This is a genomic window from Planotetraspora sp. A-T 1434, from assembly GCF_025420585.1.
In the GTDB taxonomy this organism is placed as follows: Bacteria; Actinomycetota; Actinomycetes; order Streptosporangiales; family Streptosporangiaceae; genus JAOEGB01.
Window position 1 is genome coordinate 50,661 of the sequence record NZ_JAOEGB010000010.1, and the last position, 15,498, is coordinate 66,158.

The 15,498-nt window shown below is 67.7% G+C and carries 18 protein-coding genes; 9 read left to right on the top strand and 9 right to left on the bottom strand.

Features of this window, described 5'->3' with window-relative positions:
* Positions 1-80: 80 nt before the first annotated feature.
* On the top strand, positions 81-1,037 hold the full coding sequence (locus N5079_RS14745; RefSeq protein WP_261584317.1) for a helix-turn-helix transcriptional regulator: 957 nt from the start codon (positions 81-83) through the stop codon (positions 1,035-1,037).
* Between the two features lie 206 nt (positions 1,038-1,243).
* Here the strand turns inward: N5079_RS14745 and N5079_RS14750 are convergent, their stop codons facing one another.
* From N5079_RS14750 to N5079_RS14760, 3 genes are all read right to left on the bottom strand, one after another.
* Positions 1,244-2,242, bottom strand: coding sequence for a hypothetical protein (locus N5079_RS14750; protein WP_261584318.1), 999 nt, complete (start codon positions 2,240-2,242; stop codon positions 1,244-1,246).
* 300 nt (positions 2,243-2,542) lie between these two features.
* Positions 2,543-2,713 (bottom strand): hypothetical protein, encoded by a 171-nt coding sequence (locus N5079_RS14755; protein ID WP_261584319.1) that lies wholly within the window; start codon positions 2,711-2,713, stop codon positions 2,543-2,545.
* 23 nt (positions 2,714-2,736) lie between these two features.
* Positions 2,737-3,372: a CGNR zinc finger domain-containing protein gene (locus N5079_RS14760; RefSeq protein ID WP_261584320.1), complete on the bottom strand. Its 636-nt coding sequence runs from the start codon at positions 3,370-3,372 to the stop codon at positions 2,737-2,739.
* A 154-nt stretch (positions 3,373-3,526) separates the two neighbouring features.
* Here N5079_RS14760 and N5079_RS14765 point away from each other — a divergent pair, with 154 nt between their 5' ends.
* Both N5079_RS14765 and N5079_RS14770 read left to right on the top strand, forming a co-directional pair.
* Positions 3,527-4,333 carry an SDR family NAD(P)-dependent oxidoreductase gene (locus tag N5079_RS14765; protein ID WP_261584321.1) on the top strand — a complete coding sequence of 269 codons (807 nt, stop codon included), beginning with the start codon at positions 3,527-3,529 and terminating at the stop codon, positions 4,331-4,333.
* A gap of 146 nt (positions 4,334-4,479) precedes the next feature.
* The gene (locus N5079_RS14770; protein ID WP_261584322.1) at positions 4,480-4,695 is read left to right on the top strand and encodes a hypothetical protein; all 216 of its coding nucleotides are present in this window, start codon (positions 4,480-4,482) and stop codon (positions 4,693-4,695) included.
* Here the strand turns inward: N5079_RS14770 and N5079_RS14775 are convergent.
* Positions 4,681-4,971: an HAD-IA family hydrolase gene (locus tag N5079_RS14775; RefSeq protein WP_261584515.1), complete on the bottom strand. Its 291-nt coding sequence runs from the start codon at positions 4,969-4,971 to the stop codon at positions 4,681-4,683. The genes N5079_RS14770 and N5079_RS14775 overlap by 15 nt on opposite strands.
* A 9-nt stretch (positions 4,972-4,980) precedes the next feature.
* On the bottom strand, positions 4,981-6,081 hold the full coding sequence (locus tag N5079_RS14780; RefSeq protein WP_261584323.1) for a hypothetical protein: 1,101 nt from the start codon (positions 6,079-6,081) through the stop codon (positions 4,981-4,983).
* Between the two features lie 122 nt (positions 6,082-6,203).
* Between N5079_RS14780 and N5079_RS14785 the strand changes: the two genes are divergently transcribed.
* The 4 genes from N5079_RS14785 (at position 6,204) to N5079_RS14800 (ending at position 9,103) form a co-directional block, all read left to right on the top strand.
* On the top strand, positions 6,204-6,377 hold the full coding sequence (locus N5079_RS14785; RefSeq protein WP_261584324.1) for a hypothetical protein: 174 nt from the start codon (positions 6,204-6,206) through the stop codon (positions 6,375-6,377).
* An 822-nt stretch (positions 6,378-7,199) separates the two neighbouring features.
* Positions 7,200-8,162 carry an NAD(P)H-dependent flavin oxidoreductase gene (locus N5079_RS14790; protein WP_261584325.1) on the top strand — a complete coding sequence of 321 codons (963 nt, stop codon included), beginning with the start codon at positions 7,200-7,202 and terminating at the stop codon, positions 8,160-8,162.
* Positions 8,163-8,574: 412 nt separating this feature from the next.
* Positions 8,575-8,892 (top strand): hypothetical protein, encoded by a 318-nt coding sequence (locus N5079_RS14795; RefSeq protein WP_261584326.1) that lies wholly within the window; start codon positions 8,575-8,577, stop codon positions 8,890-8,892.
* A gap of 13 nt (positions 8,893-8,905) precedes the next feature.
* A complete protein-coding gene (locus N5079_RS14800; RefSeq protein WP_261584327.1) occupies positions 8,906-9,103 on the top strand; it encodes a hypothetical protein in 198 nt (65 codons plus the stop codon).
* Between the two features lie 265 nt (positions 9,104-9,368).
* Here N5079_RS14800 and N5079_RS14805 read toward each other — a convergent pair whose 3' ends face one another.
* A complete protein-coding gene (locus tag N5079_RS14805; RefSeq protein ID WP_261584328.1) occupies positions 9,369-10,043 on the bottom strand; it encodes a response regulator in 675 nt (224 codons plus the stop codon).
* A gap of 4 nt (positions 10,044-10,047) precedes the next feature.
* Positions 10,048-11,163 (bottom strand): sensor histidine kinase, encoded by a 1,116-nt coding sequence (locus N5079_RS14810; protein WP_261584329.1) that lies wholly within the window; start codon positions 11,161-11,163, stop codon positions 10,048-10,050.
* A 159-nt stretch (positions 11,164-11,322) separates the two neighbouring features.
* Between N5079_RS14810 and N5079_RS14815 the strand changes: the two genes are divergently transcribed.
* Positions 11,323-13,053 (top strand): hypothetical protein, encoded by a 1,731-nt coding sequence (locus N5079_RS14815; RefSeq protein ID WP_261584330.1) that lies wholly within the window; start codon positions 11,323-11,325, stop codon positions 13,051-13,053.
* A gap of 99 nt (positions 13,054-13,152) precedes the next feature.
* Here N5079_RS14815 and N5079_RS14820 read toward each other — a convergent pair whose 3' ends face one another.
* Entirely contained in the window at positions 13,153-13,773 is a 621-nt protein-coding gene (locus N5079_RS14820) for an aldo/keto reductase (protein WP_261584331.1), read from the bottom strand.
* Positions 13,774-13,808: 35 nt separating this feature from the next.
* A complete protein-coding gene (locus N5079_RS14825; RefSeq protein ID WP_261584332.1) occupies positions 13,809-14,456 on the bottom strand; it encodes a ScbR family autoregulator-binding transcription factor in 648 nt (215 codons plus the stop codon).
* A 206-nt stretch (positions 14,457-14,662) separates the two neighbouring features.
* On the opposite strand from N5079_RS14825, the gene N5079_RS14830 reads away from it, so the two are divergent.
* Positions 14,663-15,496: an AfsA-related hotdog domain-containing protein gene (locus tag N5079_RS14830; protein WP_261584333.1), complete on the top strand. Its 834-nt coding sequence runs from the start codon at positions 14,663-14,665 to the stop codon at positions 15,494-15,496.
* Positions 15,497-15,498: the final 2 nt, after the last annotated feature.

Below are 15,498 nucleotides of genomic sequence, written 5' to 3' on the forward strand. Positions count from 1 at the left end.
GTTCCTCTCTCGCGGTTATGTGACCATCCTCGCGCCTAAAGTGCTCATCAACTGAGCACTTTGCCTGCGAGGATGAGGACATGCGCGCCGACCGTCTCGTAGCCGCTCTCCTGCTGCTCCAAGCGCGTGGCCGGGTGACCGCTTCCGAGCTGGCCGAGGAGCTGGAGATCTCCGTGGCGACTGCCCGCCGCGATCTGGAGGCCCTGTCCGCCGCCGGAATTCCGGTCTATCCGCAGCCGGGGCGCGGCGGCGGATGGTCGCTCGTCGGTGGCGCCCGCACAGATCTCAGCGGGTTGAACGCGGCCGAGTCCCAGGCCCTTTTCCTGCTCCTCGGCCGGGCCGGCACAGCTGAGCCGGAGCTGACCTCCGCCCTGCGCAAGCTCATCCGCGCCCTGCCCGCCACGTTCCGCTCCGACGCCGAGGCCGCGGCCCGGGCCATCGTGTCCGACTCGGCGGATTGGGGCGAGCCGGACCGTGAGCTGCCCGCCCTCACGCAGTCCCTGCGGAACGCCGTCGTACGCAGGCTCAAGGTACGGCTGGCGTACACCGGCAAGGGCGGGCAAGCGACGGAGCGCCTGGTCGATCCCCTGGGCCTGGTCGACAAGGACGGGATCTGGTATCTCGTCGCGGGCACCGAAGCCGGTCAGCGGACCTTCCGTATCGACCGCGTCGCATCCGCGGAGGTCACGGATCTCCCCGTGGAGCGACCTGACGACTTCGACCTCTCGGCGGAGTGGGCGCGTGTGGTAGCGCAGATGGAGCAGCGGCGCTCGCTCGTCTCGGCCGTTGTGCTGATCGACGCCCGGTTCCTCCCGGTGCTCCGCTCGCATTTCGGACGGCATTGCGAGGTCATCGCGCAGGACGAGGGGCGGGTCCGAGCGCGCGTGGCGGCGCACATGGCACGGTCGATCGCCGAGCAACTGGCTGGGTGGGGCGCGATGGTCGAGGTGGTGGAGCCGGAGTCGGTACGCGCCGAGCTCGCCAGGATCGGCCTGGAACTGACCGAACGTTACGCCAAGGGGCCAGACGTTCCCTAACCACGAATCGGTGGCAGTGGAGGCCGGCCCTCCCGAGCAGGGGAGGGGCTGAGCGATGAAGCCTCGCTCCCGGGTGGATATCGAATTCGACGGACGACAACCGCTTCGGTGACCCCGCTGGCCGTGATCGCCGCGGTCGTGCCGTACCGACACAGTGGCAGTGGAGGCCGGCCCTCCCGAGCAGGGGAGGGCCGGCCTACGGGTGATCAGGAAGTGGGAGTCGGGGTCGGGTTGTCCGTGAGCGTCGGCTCAGGGGTGGGAGTCACGGTCTCCGTGGAGGTCGCCGTCGATGTGGGGGTCACGCTCGGGCTGGGTGTCGTGGTCGGCGGCTCGGTGGGGATGACCGTTGGCGTCGGACAGGGCTTGGGGGCGCGCCAGGAGAGCTTGCCGAAGCGCCAGTGGGGGGAGTAGGCAGAGCTCTTGCTGAGGTACCACAGCCTCTTGCTCGGCCGTGAGAGGTCGAAGACGTAGGCGGCCGTCGCCGTCTCCCCCTGAGGGGCGGCGGGCGTCGTCTCGGTCTGCGGGGGGATGGAGTCCGTCTCGCTCGGGGATGCCGGAGATGTCGGGGTCGCCCCGTCCGGAGTGGGGGTCGTCGAGGTCTGGCCCGGAGGAGGAGTGGGGGTGCCTTCAGGAGGCGTGGAGGTGCCTTCGGGAGGCGTGGGCGTGCTTTCGGGCAGCGTCGGCGTGCCGGGCGGAATCGGAGCCGGGCCCTCCGGGGCGGGGGCGGGCGTGCCGGGCTGGACGGCCGCGATCACCGAGACCCAGGCGTCCTGATGGACCTCGCCCCCGCGGCGGGCCGTGAACACCCGCGTGGAGTCGCCGATCGCGTACGACCGCTCGAAGCCGTCCTGGCTTCGGACTGTGATCGAGTCCTCCGCTACGGCGATGGCCTGCCCGGTCTGGGTGAACACCGTGATGGTGCCGCACCGGTCCTTGGTCGGCACGACCACCTCGCCGTGCAGCGCGCCGAGAAACGGGCCCACCAGGGGCACCGCAATGGGCGTGGGAGCGAGGGTGGGCGTCACCGCAGGAGGCTCGGTGACGGTCTCGGTCGGGGTAGCCGTCGGCGTCCCCGTGATCGTCTCAGTGGCCGTCAGCGTTGGCACGGGAGTCTCGGCCGGCGGGGTGACGGGCGTGGCAGCCGAGGCCGCCGCCGCTCCGATGCCGCCCGACGCGGTCAGCACGAAGGCGGTTGCGAGGATCATGGGTTGGGAGATGCGCCGGCGTGGCCCGCCCGGTCCGGACGGCAGTCCTCTCTTCGGGCGGTGGGGGTTGGTCGGCATCGCCGTTCCTCCATATCGTTCGATTCGATGGTCTCCGCCGAACCGGCGGCGTCGTACGGGAGGGCTTCGCCCCGGTACACGACTGAAGTGACCGGCATATTTGTTACCAAACCGTGTCACTCCCGAGGGATTGTGGAGACCTTCCCCGCATGTGCCGACTCCATGCGAGCGAATCTGTGGCTATGAGTCGGCCTGATCGCGTTTCGGCAGTTCACGCAGGGATTAGCCGAATTGAACATTTTTGCGGTGGGTGGCGCGTCCGAAACTGTTGACCGATTGCTCGAGCTCCAGGCCGGGGATGTCCGCTGCGCACCATACGGCTGCGTCCTTCCGGATGAGCAAGGTCGGTGAGGAGCCGAAGGTAAGCAGCTTGGGGGCGTCGCCGCTGCTCACGAGCCATTCCCCGTGGTGCTCACTCACTCGGCCGCGTCGGCGGGATCGCCGTCGAGCGGCAGCCGCCTCCGGCGGGCCCGGGAGGCCCGCAGATTGACGGCGTTACCGCAGATGCGCACGTCGTGCCAGACCCCGCTGTTGTTGCGCGAGCGGTCGTAGAAGGCCACGGCGCACTTCTCGTACCGGCAGATCTTCAGCCGCCGCCAGGTGTCGTTCCGCTGCGCGTCGTACATCTCCCCGAGCAGCGCCGAGGTGATCCATCGGGCGCCCCGTCCTTCCGGGCGCACCTCGACGCGGCCGTCGGAGGCGAGAGCGAGTCGTAGCGAGCCGGTCGGCTCCGGGTCGGCCCGGGTCGAGCCGGGTTCGAACGGGCTCTGTGGGTTCAAGGGGTCCAAGCCTGCTCGCAGCCGGTCCCGGAGCTCACGCAGCCGCGGCAGGTCCCGCTCCGTGAGCGTGCTATCCGGCGGCGGGTCGGCTGCGGTCGTCTCCGCCCACCGCTCCAGCGCAGCGTTCAGCCACTCCTGCGCGGTTCGCACCTCCCGAAGCAGGTCCGGGTGGCTCGGCCCGCCCACGCCGATGGTGTTGAGCAGGTCTTGCACCAGGGCGAGCCCGCCGGGGGCCGAGTCCATCCCGAAGCGTTCAGTGGCCACATAGGACATACCCAAAGCATAGTCGCCTATGTTGAGGCTCGCCTTGTCTGACATAGGCAAAACGCTTATGGTTATGTCGAGACGGGGCCGGCTCGGCGATCCGCGACGAGTTGCCGGTCTCGATCGACATCACCAACCTGAGGTGCGAAGGAATGAGGACAGAATGAGCACAACTGTGGGAACCGCCCTGATCACCGGTGCCTCCTCGGGCATCGGCGCGGTGTACGCCGATCGACTGGCCCGGCGCGGCCACGACCTGATCCTGGTGGCGCGGAACCGGGAAAGGCTGGACGCGGTGGCCAAGCGGATCACAGCCCAGACCGGCCGTACGGTGGAGGTCCTGACCGCCGACCTCGGGCTAGCCGACGATGTGCGCCGCGTCGAGCAGGTGCTGCGTTCGAGGGCGGACATCTCGGTGCTGGTGAACAACGCCGGGTTCGGTGCGGTGGCCCCACTCGTGGCCTCGGACGTGGACGCGATGGAATCCATGATCACCCTCAACGTGACCGCGCTGACCAGGCTCACCTATGCGTTCGCACCCGCCGCGGCGTCCCGCGGCGGCGGCACCATGATCAACATCGGGTCCATCGTCGCCGTCGTCCCCGAGTTGCTCAACGGCGTCTACGGTGCATCCAAGGCGTACGTGCTCGCGCTGAGCCAGTCGCTGCGCCACGAGCTGGGCGAGAAGGGACTACGCGTGCAGGTGGTGCTGCCCGGGGCCACCGCCACGGACTTCTGGGAGATCGCCGGCAATCCGGTGGAGAACCTCCCCCAGGCGTGGGTGATGACCGCCGACGACATGGTCGACGCCGCACTCACAGGGCTCGACGACGGCGAGTTCGTGACCATCCCGGCGCTGCCCGACGTCGAGCTGTGGGATGCCTACCAGGCCGCGCGGCAAGCCCTGAGCGGCAACCTCTCCGGCTCCCGGCCAGCCGAGCGGTACCGGCGCACGTCCGCCACGCACTGAAACCGACCGGCACCCATATGGCGGCCTGTTCATAATCAGGGGAGAAGGCCCCGGGCTGGTCTTGCGACCGAGTCGTCCAAATCCCGCACTGTGCTGCGTCGTACTCACGACGTCCGTCTGGAGGCAGCGAAACCTGAGGAGGCGCGATGCCGGAGTACATGCTGTTGCTGTATGCCCCTGAAGGTGAGGAGCAGGAGGACAGATGGGCGGACATGCCGCTGTGGCTGGCGGTGACAGAGAGCCTCCGGAAGGCCGGGCTGCTCGTTGCGAATGGCCCGTTGCATCCGGTGACGAGCGCGCGCACTCAACCCGCGGCCGCCGACCGCATGCGCCCGCTCGCCGTCCAGTCATTCCCGCCATAGGTCACGTTGGCGGGCGGGAATGACACCGCGCGGGCCCGAGCCGCCATGTCGGCGGGTGAACGGCCGGACGTCGATGACGGCCATTCCCGCGGCGCAGGCTGCGGCCATGCCCTCGTCGCTGTCTTCGTATACCGTGCAGCGGGCTGGGGACACACCAAGCACGTCGGCCGCCCGCAGGAGGATGTCCGGTGCGGGCTTGCCCTGCTCGACGTCGTCACGGGTGACCAGCGTGGTGAACCGGTGGCGTATCGGCAGGTGGCGAAGAGTCGTCTCGATGACCCGTGTCTATCCACTGGGGTCGAGGTCGTCTATCGACTGGCCCCCGACGGGACCTTCGTTCCAGACCCACGCGATTCCGTGGGCGAGATATGGGACGGGGTTGTTGAAGGTCTTGAACAGATAGTGCCCGTCGTCAAGCACCTGTAGATGCTTACCCTCGGAGGGGGTCGGTTCTATGCGACCATAATTGACAGAATTAACGAACCACCAAGCTCTCAAGGGAAATCTATCTCTGCCGAAGACAATTCTCGCATCGTATTGATTGAGTGTGTGCTCGGGTGAATCTAGCCATAAAACCGGATCGGAGATGACTGTGCAGTCAAAGAGCACTCGGTAACCGAATGAATAGAGGCCATCTTCGGGGCTGAGTCGCTTGAATATCTCAAAAATTGTGACGATGGAGTTATCTCCGGTGTGGTATTGGCGGTATATGCGACAGCCGAAGGTTGCCTCAATCGTTATTATTCCCTTTCGGTTTTCGGTCAAGTAAATATTCGCAGTTACTACGAGCGGATTGCTGTCGGGCGCCGGTGCTATCACCGATCTCGTATACTCTACTCGAACGGGGATCCCTGCATCGGAGAAGTAGCTCACGGAGGCAAGCTTCACCGTGGGCAATGAGCCTAATGGGTGCAGTGGGGTCGTCGGGGATGTCGCGTTGGCGGGCTCATCCCTTAGTCTATTAAAAGTGGCATCACCTTGAACCAAGTCCGCTACCACTTCAATAGCCCAGTCCTCCCATCGCTGCAGGGTCTTCAATCCGCGGCGCTCACGCAAAGTGAATGTCGCGAGATACTCTTCCCGACGCTCCCCAAGGTTGCGACCGCGGAAGCGTGCGTCCAAACCTAGTGCTGCCAGTAAGGCTGTGCGCTTTTCTGCATCCCCAAGGCTTTCAACTAGATCCCTCAGTTCACCGATGCATGCTTCCACCGTGGGCTCCTCTCGCCTGTTCTGTAGGCGCTTACAAAGTGCCATGTGTAAAGTCGTGCGAGTGCGTAGGCGTTCCGGTGTACAGCCATAGTCTTTTCTCAACTCCTTGAGGTCGATGATGTACATGTCGTGGGCATCGCTTGAGCCGTGTATGTCTGTTGGCCATCTGTTGTCCACTGGATGTCCTCTGTTCCTGGCGCGTCTACAACTTGACGGATGACAATTTGCTCTCTCTGTGGCGCACTAGAGAGGTGAGGTGATTTCGCCTCACTTCTCGCCGGTACTACGAGGAGGTAAGCATGGCCACGGTGATTCTTCTCTTGGCCACGTTCATCACGGCCTTCATCGGTGGCATGGTGATCGAGGCCATCGGGTACTCGGCGATGAACAGCTGGCTGGACGGTCGTCATCAGGCGGAACTGCGGAGGCTGCGTAGCAAGTTACGAGCATGCCGAACTGGCCAAGATGCATAGTTAGCCGAACGCCGCTCTCGTAGCCGTGATATTTTCCTTCAATCCGACCTCGGCCTCCGATGGTGTGGCCACCAGTGACAGCCTTGGCCTACCAGTACACCCCTTATGGCTCCCGATCGGAAGCCTGATCACGTGGGATGGCAAGATCTACGCGAGGCGACGCGGGGTCTCGTCTACCAAGGTGGGCTATCAGCAGGTCAGGAGGCAATGGCGCGCTCATGCCCGTCCCTAGGAAGCGTGACAAACGGTCGTAGCCCCTCGTGGCTACGCCTGCTCGTTCAGGGGACGGTCGGCCGGCAGGCCTGGCAGGAAGGGGCCATTCCGCAGGGGCGCGCTGCAAGGTCTCGGGCTATCCCGGAGCTTGTCGCTCCTGACGTGTGACCTGGGCGGACACAGTCGATGCCATCCCGCGCATATCCCGCGACCAACGGCCTACGGCTGCCGACAGTGACCTACGACTGCCTAAGATCATTGGACGGCTTCGGAGAAACCCCACGTGAGGGCTGTTCGGCCTGAGCGAAGAGTGCCCCCGGCGAGGGACCCCGAGGAAGGGAAGCCGAAGAGACTGCCTCTGACCAGGCAATCCGCCCTCGCCGGCTCACGGTTGAGATCGTCCGACCCCTTCCGACGCGTCGCCTCCGTACCCTCCGAGCCGGGGTGGAGGGATGAACACAATGACGTCGTCATGCAACCGCTGGATCCGGGGGACGTCGACGGGCGGAGCGCATGCACTGCAGAAACGCGGCTGGTTGATCTCGGCGATCGCCCGGCATCTGGGCCGGGACCGCAAGACAATCGCGGTAAGGGGTGATGATTGCGGTTATGGCGTTGTCGACAGCATTCACGAAGTTGTTCGGTGTGCAGCACCCGATTGCCCTCGCGCCGATGGGCGGGTCGGCCGGCGGTGCGCTGGCGGCGGCTGTCTCTCGCGGTGGAGGGCTCGGGTTGCTGGGCAGCGGCAACGGGCATCGGGACTGGCTGGCCCGCGAGCTGCCAATCGTTGCCGAGGGCACCGGAAAGCCGTGGGGGGTCGGTTTCCTGACCTGGGCGATCGATGTTGGAGCGGTTGAGCGTGCGCTAGAGCACACCCCCAGGGCGGTGATGTTGTCCTTTGGAGACCCGAGCCCGTTCGCTGAACGCATCCGCCAGGCGGGTGCGGCGCTGATCATTCAGGTCACCGATCTGGAGGAGGCCCGGCGGGCGGTGGACCTGGGTGCCGATGTCATCGTGGCGCAGGGGGTCGAAAGTGGTGGGCATGGCGCTCGGCATGGGCGGTCCACGTTGCCGTTCGTGCCGGTCGTGGTGGACCTGGCGGCGCCGGTGCCGGTGCTGGCGGCCGGCGGGATCGCCGATGGCCGCGGCGTGGCCGCCGTCCTGGCTCTGGGGGCCGCCGGGGCACTCATCGGCACCCGCTTTCAGGCCACGACCGAGGCCCTGGTCGCCCCCTCGACCGCCAAGGCGATCGTCGAGGGACGCGGGGAGGACACCGAGCGCAGCAGCGTGCTCGATATCGCCCGAGGCTCCCGGTGGCCGTCGAAATACACCGCCCGCACCCTCGGCCACCCCTTCCTTGATCAATGGCGGGGCCGGGAAGTCGAACTCGCCGCCGATCTCCAGGCCAAGCAGGCCTACCAATATGGCGTGGCACGAGGCGAGATACCGGCACTGCCGGTGTGGGCCGGCGAGGCCGTCGATCTCATCAACGATCTGCCCTCCGCAGCCGATCTTGTCGAGGCCCTCGCTGCGCAGGCTGAGGACGCACTAGCCCGAGCGGGAAGGCGCTGACTGGAACGGTCTGCCAGGAGCGGTCACGGCCGGGCCGACACCGCCACGGGTCAGCCGTCCGTCAAGACCCAGAGCGGTGGATGGTCACTGAGGGTCACATCCGACATGACCATCTACGCTCGGAGTTCGAAGCGGCCAAAGATCTGCTGATCTGTCGCTACCTCGCCTGGGCGGATGAGCACGGCATGTCCGCCGACGGGATGGTGCTGTCGGCGGCTCTGGACTCGCGCCACCGTAGCCGCGACGGGCGGCTGGCTTACTGGGGTCCCGATCAGGTGCGGCGATTCCGCTGGGGTGGATTCCCCTGTACGTCGTAGGCCATCAGAGTGTTCTCGACGCCGCGCCTGAAAGCCTGCTGAAGCTCCTGCGTTACCTCGCCGTGTCCGGGCTGCGCGATCCGCGCGGTGCCGCCTTGGCGGAACTGGAGGCGGCCGTGGCCGGGGTCGCGGCGGAGTATTCGGTGGCGCTGGCCGACCCGCTCCGGCAGAGCATCGGGAAGTTCTGGGCGCAGACGGCGTTCGACAACGGTGTCGATCTGACTGACCGCAGAGCTTTGGACAGGTTCCGGCGGGACCTCGATGCCGGGCGGGTGCGCTACGACGCCGACTTACTCGACAAGCTGGTCGAGGTCCGGTTCCGGGCGGCGGAGGTAGAGGAGGAGCGGGCTTTCGCTGATGGCTGGAGGACTGCTCGCGCTTCTGAAGTTGAGCGGTCCCGAAGAGGTCGTTGAACAGGTCACCGCGATGGCGGGGAAGGACGCGCTCGGGATGATCGAGGCGGTGCTGAACTCGGGCCACCCTGCCGATGAGGGTGTGAAGGAGTTGCGCATGCTGGTGGCCGAGCCGATGCGGGCCCGAGCTCACCGGTTGCGCCTTGTCCCCAGCCCGGCACCGGGATCACGCGGCCGCCACAGCGGCCACGGTAAGAAGCGCAGGCGCTGACAGTCCCGATCTGTCAGACTTTGGCAGATCAGGACATTTTCGAAATATCAGGATGTGCCCCCGGCCAGGGAACCGGAAGTAGATAAGCCGGACAGACCCCCTCTCACCAGGGGATTCCGTCTCGGCAGCTCACGGTTGAGGCGGTCCGGCCTCTTCCGGCGCGGCGTCTCCGTAGCCTCCGAGCCGTGGCGGAGGGATGAACGCGATACCTGGTCATCCAACCGCTGGATCCGGCCGACGTCGACGGGCAGAAGGCGTGACCGGGCTATCGGGTAGCGTTGCCGGTGTCCCAGGCCCAAGCGGCGATTCCGACCCGGTTGCGGACGCCGAGCTTGCGCTGGATTGCCGCGAGGTGGTTCTTCGCGGTGCCGGCGGCGATGAAAAGCTCGGCGGCGATCTCGGCGTTGCTCCGGCCCCGGGCGACCAGCCGGGCGACCTCGAGCTCGCGGGGGGTCAGCGCTTCCATGCCAGCGTGGTCGGCGGGCGATCTGGGCGGCAACGACGGCACGGCTAGGTGCCGCAGCAGGCGGACGGTGACCTGCGGGCTGATGAGGGCGTCGCCGGCCACCGCGGCGCGTACGGCCTCCGCGAGCAAGGTCGGCCCGGACCGCTTGAGCAGGAACCCGCACGCCCCGTTACGGAGCGCTGCGTACACGTACTCGTCCAGGTCGAACGAGGTCACGACGACAACCCGGAGCGGATCGGTGACCTGCGGGCCGGCGAGGATGCGAGTGAGTTCCAGGCCGTCCACACGGGGCATTCGGATGTCGGCGAGCACCACGTCGGGTCGCAGGTGGTGGGCCTGCTCCACAGCCGACTCCCCATCGGCGGCCTCCCCGATGACGGTCATGTCCGGTTGAGCGTCGAGGATGACGCGGTACGCGACCCGGATGTTCGCCTGGTCGTCGGCGATCAGGATCCGGATGGGGTGGTCTGTCACAGCGTCACTGGGTCCGCCGGATCGGGGCGAGGCCCAGCGGACCGGCGGGGCGCGGCGCGCGCACCGGAAGCACCGCGGTAACCCGCCAACCGGTCGGCTCGGTCGGCCCGGCGGTCAGCTTGCCGCCGAGGGCGTCGACCCGCGCGGCCAGGCCGGCCAGCCCGAACGCGCCACGCCCCGAACCGCTGCGCCCCGCCCCGGTGCCATGGCCCACGGCGCGGGTCCCGCCGTCGTCGGTGACCTCGACCCGGACGGTGTCGCCCGGCGCACGGGCGACGGTGACCCGCACGTACGTCGCGCCGACGGCGTGCCGGCGCACGTTGGTGAGTGCCTCCACCACGATCCGGTACACCGTGGCGGAGACTTCGCGTGGCAACGGCGGCGCGCCCGCGGCCGGTGCCAGTTCGGGTTCGAGGTCGAGGTCCGCCGCAACCGGGCCGACGGCGGCGAACCGGTCGACGAGTCCCGGTAGGTCGCACACCGCGGGTTGCGGTGACCGCGGCGCAGCTTCCACATCAGACCCGGTCGGCCAGCCGGCATCGTGAAGCAGATGAATGCTGCGGTCCACGGTCTCCAACGCGCGCAGCGCCGTCCGCTCGATCCGGTGGAGCACGTCGCCGACATCCGGCCCGCTGGCCCCGTCGGCGCCGGGAGTGAGGCCGAGAAGGACCTGTCCGGCCTGGGCCTGAAGCAGCATCTCGTGGACGTCGTGGACCACGAAGTCGTGCAGGTCGTCGGCCAGCATCAGCCGCCCCGCCCGGCGGGCCGCCGCCACCGCCTTGGTCCGCCGCTCGTCAAGGGCGCGTAGATACAACCCGACGACGACCGCGAGTGCCGCGAGCGTCGCCCAGGTGGTGTACCCGCCGACAGACACGCCCGACCACGTCGGCGGACCGAACCGTAGCTGCCACGACGGCACCGCCAGTCCGGCCAGTATTCCGGCCGTGACCGCGAAACCGGCCCTTGACCGGCGAACCGCCAGCAGGGTCAAAGTCAGCAATACGACAACCTCGACCAGACTCAGCACGCTGGCGACAGTCATGCCCTGCCGGTAGAAGTCACCGCACGCCAGCACCACGGCGTCGGCAGCCAGCGACACCAGGCCCACGCCGGCTGTCACCACGCCAACCCTGTCCCGCCCGCCCATGGTTTCCGAGCCTATGCCGTGGTTTGGGGGGCGGCATATATGCCGAATGGCACATCCGGCCCGCTCGCGGGCGGACAGCACCTGCCGGACGGCATCTGTCCAGTACACCAGCCGGCGCCGAGCCTGGTTGGCATGACACATACACCGACGGATTTCGACGACAATCCGGCTCCGGCGACCACGCAGTCGGCACGATGGTCTTGGTTGGCCGGCTGGCCCGGCTGGATCGGCTGGGCTGCGACGGCATGGTCGCTGGCGTACGCGATACTCGGGCTGTTCTGGTGGGGCGGCGGTGCTGGTTTCCCGTTCGGCATCGCGCACGACCCCGCCGGCAAGGGGGTCTCGCTGCTCGAGCATGCGCAACCGGAGACGACCGGGCCGGTGCTTGCCGTGGCCGGGCTGTGTGGTGCGGCGGTCTCGGCGGTGCTCAGCCGTACCCGGCGGCGTGGGCTCATTGGGGGTGCGCTCGCCGGTGCGGGCTGGGCCACGGCCGTCGCGCTGGCCGTGGTGATTCCCGATTACCGGCCGCTGCTCGCCGTGGTGCGGGCGCCGATGCTACTGGTCGGGGCGCCGTTGGGCTGGACGGAGATCCGGTGGAGCGACTTCTTCGGGTTCTTCTTGCCCTGGCCCGTACTGAACCAGATCCTGTTCATAGCTGGTGGTCTGTTCTGGGCAGGGACGGTGCTCGCCTACCGGCGCCGGGTCCGTGCGGCCTGCGGCAACTGCGGCCGCGGTGACACCGTCGCCGTCTGGACCACAGCAATCGCGGCGGCACGCTGGGGCCGGTGGGCGGTCGCGGTCGCGGTGGCCGTCCCCATCGGGTACGCGTTGACCCGCTGGGCGTGGGCGCTGGACATCCCGCTCGGGGCGTCCCGGGCCGGGCTGCACAAGGAGGCGGCGGAGAGCCCCGGCATCTGGCTGGCCGGCGCCATGATCGCCACGATGGGTGCCGGTGGCGCGCTGCTCACCATCGGCCTGGTACGACCGTGGGGTGAGGTGTACCCGTGCTGGATCCCGTACCTGCGCGGGAAGCGGGTCCGGCCACGCACCGCGATCATCCCGGCGACGGCGGTCGCCCTGCTGGTCACCTCGGCCGGGTTGATGACTCTGCGCTGGTTGGTCGACGGCCGGATCGCCCTCAAGGCCGACAACTGGGGCTTCTTCGTCCCAGAGTTCTTCTGGCCGGTGTGGGGCGGCGCGCTCGGCATGGCCACCCTCGCCTACCATCTCCGCCGCCGCGGCCGCTGCGCCTACTGTGGCCGGGGTGCCACGCCGATCCAGATCGTTCACCGGAAAACCGGTGCCGGTAGCGACACCCGTGCCCGGTCCATACCTCCGGCGCCCCGTTGGGCGGTGCGGGTGGCGTGGGTGGTACCGGTGTGCGTGTTGCCCTCGGCGGTATGGCGAGCCGCGACGGCGTTCGACGACGACATCAGTCTCGCGAATGAAGGGTGGTATCTCCTGTTGTTGTCAGCTCTGTCCATGGGCCTGGCGTTGCTCACCCTCGGGCTTGTCTACCCCTGGGGCGAGCGGGTGCCGAGGTGGGTGCCGGTGCTCGGCGGTCGGGACGTACCGGCCCGCGTAGCGGTCATCGTCGCCGCTACCGGTGCCATGCTCCTCATCGGGCTCTGCCTGTACGCCCTGTTGAACTCGGTGCTCCATTTCGTCCCGCGCGGGCCGGTGCTTATCGGCGCGGGCGAGGCCGAACGGCCTCGACCCGGCTGGCCGGTGCTGATCCTCTACGCCCCGCTCCTGCTCTGGGGGCCACTATTGCTCACGGTTACCGTGAACTACTGGCGCCGGAATCCACGCGCGCACGCGCATGGGAGGGCAACGGCGAGGCGTAGGTGGCCGCAGCGGTAACACCCCGCCCCGCCGAGCCAGTGACAACAACGTTAAATCCATCGATATCGATTTGGATGATCGCGCCAGGCGAAATTCGGCGTATCCGTACGCCCGGTGTCACTCGCGGGCGGTCGCCGTGGAGCTCATGTCCGGGTAACGCGCACCGGCCACCCTCGCCGCCAGCGGTTCCAGCGCGGCGAGTTCGCTGTCCGGCAAGGCGAGCGTTGCGGCCGCGACGTTCTGACGAAGCCGAGCGGGCGAGCGTGTGCCGGGGATGGGTATGACGGTCAGGCCGTGGACCCGGGAACGCTGGTGAACCCAGGCGAGTGCGACCTGCGCCGGGGTGATTTGGCGGCGCGCGGCGATGTCGCGGACGGGTTCGAGGAGCGCGGCGTTCGCGTCGACGCTCTGGCGTACGAACGCGCGGTCGCCGCGGACCTCGCTCCAGGACTTCTCGCCCGCTCGCCGTACGATGCCGAACTTGGTGGCGAGGAAGACCCGGTCGCGGTGAGCGCGGACGAAGGGGCCGAGGAACCTCTCGTTGTCGCCGTCTCCGTACAGATCCGCGGTGTCGAACATGGTGACACCCAGGGCGAGGGCGATCTGCAGAGTTTCACGGGCCTCGGCCGGTGCCGTCGGTCCGTAGAACTCGCTGAAGCCCATGCAGCCGAGGCCCTGCGCGCCGACCAGCGGTCCGCCGGCGCCGAGGGAAAGTGCCGGGAGGATCGAAGCAGACATGCGGAGGTCTCCTTGGGTGGCTCCCGGCGGCTGTCCTACTGCGGGGAGGCGGTGATGGAGGCGAAGAGCAGGCGGCTCATCTCGTCCCAGCGGCGGGGCAGATCGGCACGCCGGTTGAGGACGTCGCAGACGTGCTGCAGACCGAAGAACGCCGACACGAGGATGTACGCGGCGGACTCGGGGTCTATGCCCTCGCGGAGCTGGCCGGCGCCGCTCGCCTTTGCCAGTAGCGTCGAGATCGTGGAGATCCACTCGACGTAGGGCTCGGGTAGGGTCGTGTCGGACAGCGAGCGCTCGGCCTGGATCCTGGCTCCGGCCTTGACAATGTCGTCCTCGAAGAACTTGTTGGAGGCGTTGGTCAGCAGCGCCTGGACGGTCTCCAACGGCGGCAGGCCCATGGCCTGCGCCTCGTCGATGCGTACACGCCACCGGTTGTACAGCTCGCGCACGATCTCGGCGGCGATGTCCTTCTTGTCGCGGAAGTGGAAGTACACCGCGCCCTTGGTCATGCCGACCTGCTTGGCGATGTGGTCGATGGAGGTATGCGGATATCCGCGGTCGGCGATCAGCTCGGCCGCCGAGGCGATTACCTGGGCCCGGGTCTGCGCGGCACGTGCCTGCTGCGGCGCGTTGCGGGGCTGCGCGCGCTGCGTGATGGTGGTTCTGGGATTGCCGTTACTCACGAGCGTTCATCCGTTCTGCCTAGTTCCGACCCAGCATACCGCCTTCCAGGTATGTTTCGCCTCTGTTCGGATACCCCCTGCTGGTCCGAACTCGAATCTTCAGAGTCATTTAAAAATATACCTTCCCGGACGTATATTTCTTGCGGCCGACCTCGTACACCCTCCGCGCGCGACTGCGCAAGGTGCTGATGAAAAGGGGGTAAGAAATGAGTGCTCAACTATCGGCAGGAGGCGTCAGCCTGCCGACTACCTGGCAGTCGTCGTCCCCGTTCACCTGGGGCTGGGACGACATGCCGGAGCCCGCCCGGCACATACCCGGCCCGCGCTTCGTGTCCCGCGAACTGGTCCACAAGACCGCGGCCGAGCGCGTGCTGCTCACCGACGGGATCCGGCACGCGCTGGACGGTTTCATCATCGCGGCCATGCTGCCGCGTGACCACTGCCTCTACCATCAGGACGACTCTGGCTGGACCGACCCGATGCTGCCGACGGAGGCGCTCCGGCAGGCCGGCTACTACATCCAGCACCGCTTCTACGGGGTGCCCGAGACGCACAAGTTCATCCTCAGCGCGGTTACTCTCGGAATCGACGACACCGCGCCGCCCACTCCTACGCCGTGGCTCCCGGTCAACCTGCGGGTCACCTGCGCTCCCACCGCGAAGTGGACCTACCGCCGGCTGTGCATGCGACTGGAGGTGGAGTTCAGCGTGGCCGGGGTGGTCTGCGGGCACGGCAGCCTTCTTTCGCAGGCGCTGGATCCGCGCGTGTACCAGGCGATCCGCGGTCCGAAGGTGGCGCGGCGACCGCGTGATGGTGCACTTCGGCGCCGCGAACCGGGACGAGCGCGCGCTCGCCGACCCGGACATCGACATCAGGCCGAGGGCCGGCCGCAACATGCTGGCCTTCGGCCGCGGCATCCACACCTGCCTCGGAGCCGGGCTGGCTCGGCTCCAATCACCGTGATCTTCGGCGTGGACTTGCCCCCGGGTTCATCGTCGGCCGGCCCCGGCACGTGTAGGACCGCGGCAAGAGAGGAGTGATC

Bases quoted from the DNA above. Each gene is read 5' to 3' on its own strand.
- N5079_RS14745 (WP_261584317.1), top strand. From the start codon at position 81: ATGCGCGCCGACCGTCTCGTAGCCGCTCTCCTGCTGCTCCAAGCGCGT.
- N5079_RS14750 (WP_261584318.1), bottom strand. From the start codon at position 2,242: ATGATCCTCGCAACCGCCTTCGTGCTGACCGCGTCGGGCGGCATCGGA.
- N5079_RS14760 (WP_261584320.1), bottom strand. From the start codon at position 3,372: ATGTCCTATGTGGCCACTGAACGCTTCGGGATGGACTCGGCCCCCGGC.
- N5079_RS14765 (WP_261584321.1), top strand. From the start codon at position 3,527: ATGAGCACAACTGTGGGAACCGCCCTGATCACCGGTGCCTCCTCGGGC.
- N5079_RS14770 (WP_261584322.1), top strand. From the start codon at position 4,480: ATGCCGGAGTACATGCTGTTGCTGTATGCCCCTGAAGGTGAGGAGCAG.
- N5079_RS14785 (WP_261584324.1), top strand. From the start codon at position 6,204: ATGGCCACGGTGATTCTTCTCTTGGCCACGTTCATCACGGCCTTCATC.
- N5079_RS14790 (WP_261584325.1), top strand. From the start codon at position 7,200: ATGGCGTTGTCGACAGCATTCACGAAGTTGTTCGGTGTGCAGCACCCG.
- N5079_RS14800 (WP_261584327.1), top strand. From the start codon at position 8,906: ATGGCGGGGAAGGACGCGCTCGGGATGATCGAGGCGGTGCTGAACTCG.
- N5079_RS14815 (WP_261584330.1), top strand. From the start codon at position 11,323: ATGACACATACACCGACGGATTTCGACGACAATCCGGCTCCGGCGACC.
- N5079_RS14820 (WP_261584331.1), bottom strand. From the start codon at position 13,773: ATGTCTGCTTCGATCCTCCCGGCACTTTCCCTCGGCGCCGGCGGACCG.
- N5079_RS14830 (WP_261584333.1), top strand. From the start codon at position 14,663: ATGAGTGCTCAACTATCGGCAGGAGGCGTCAGCCTGCCGACTACCTGG.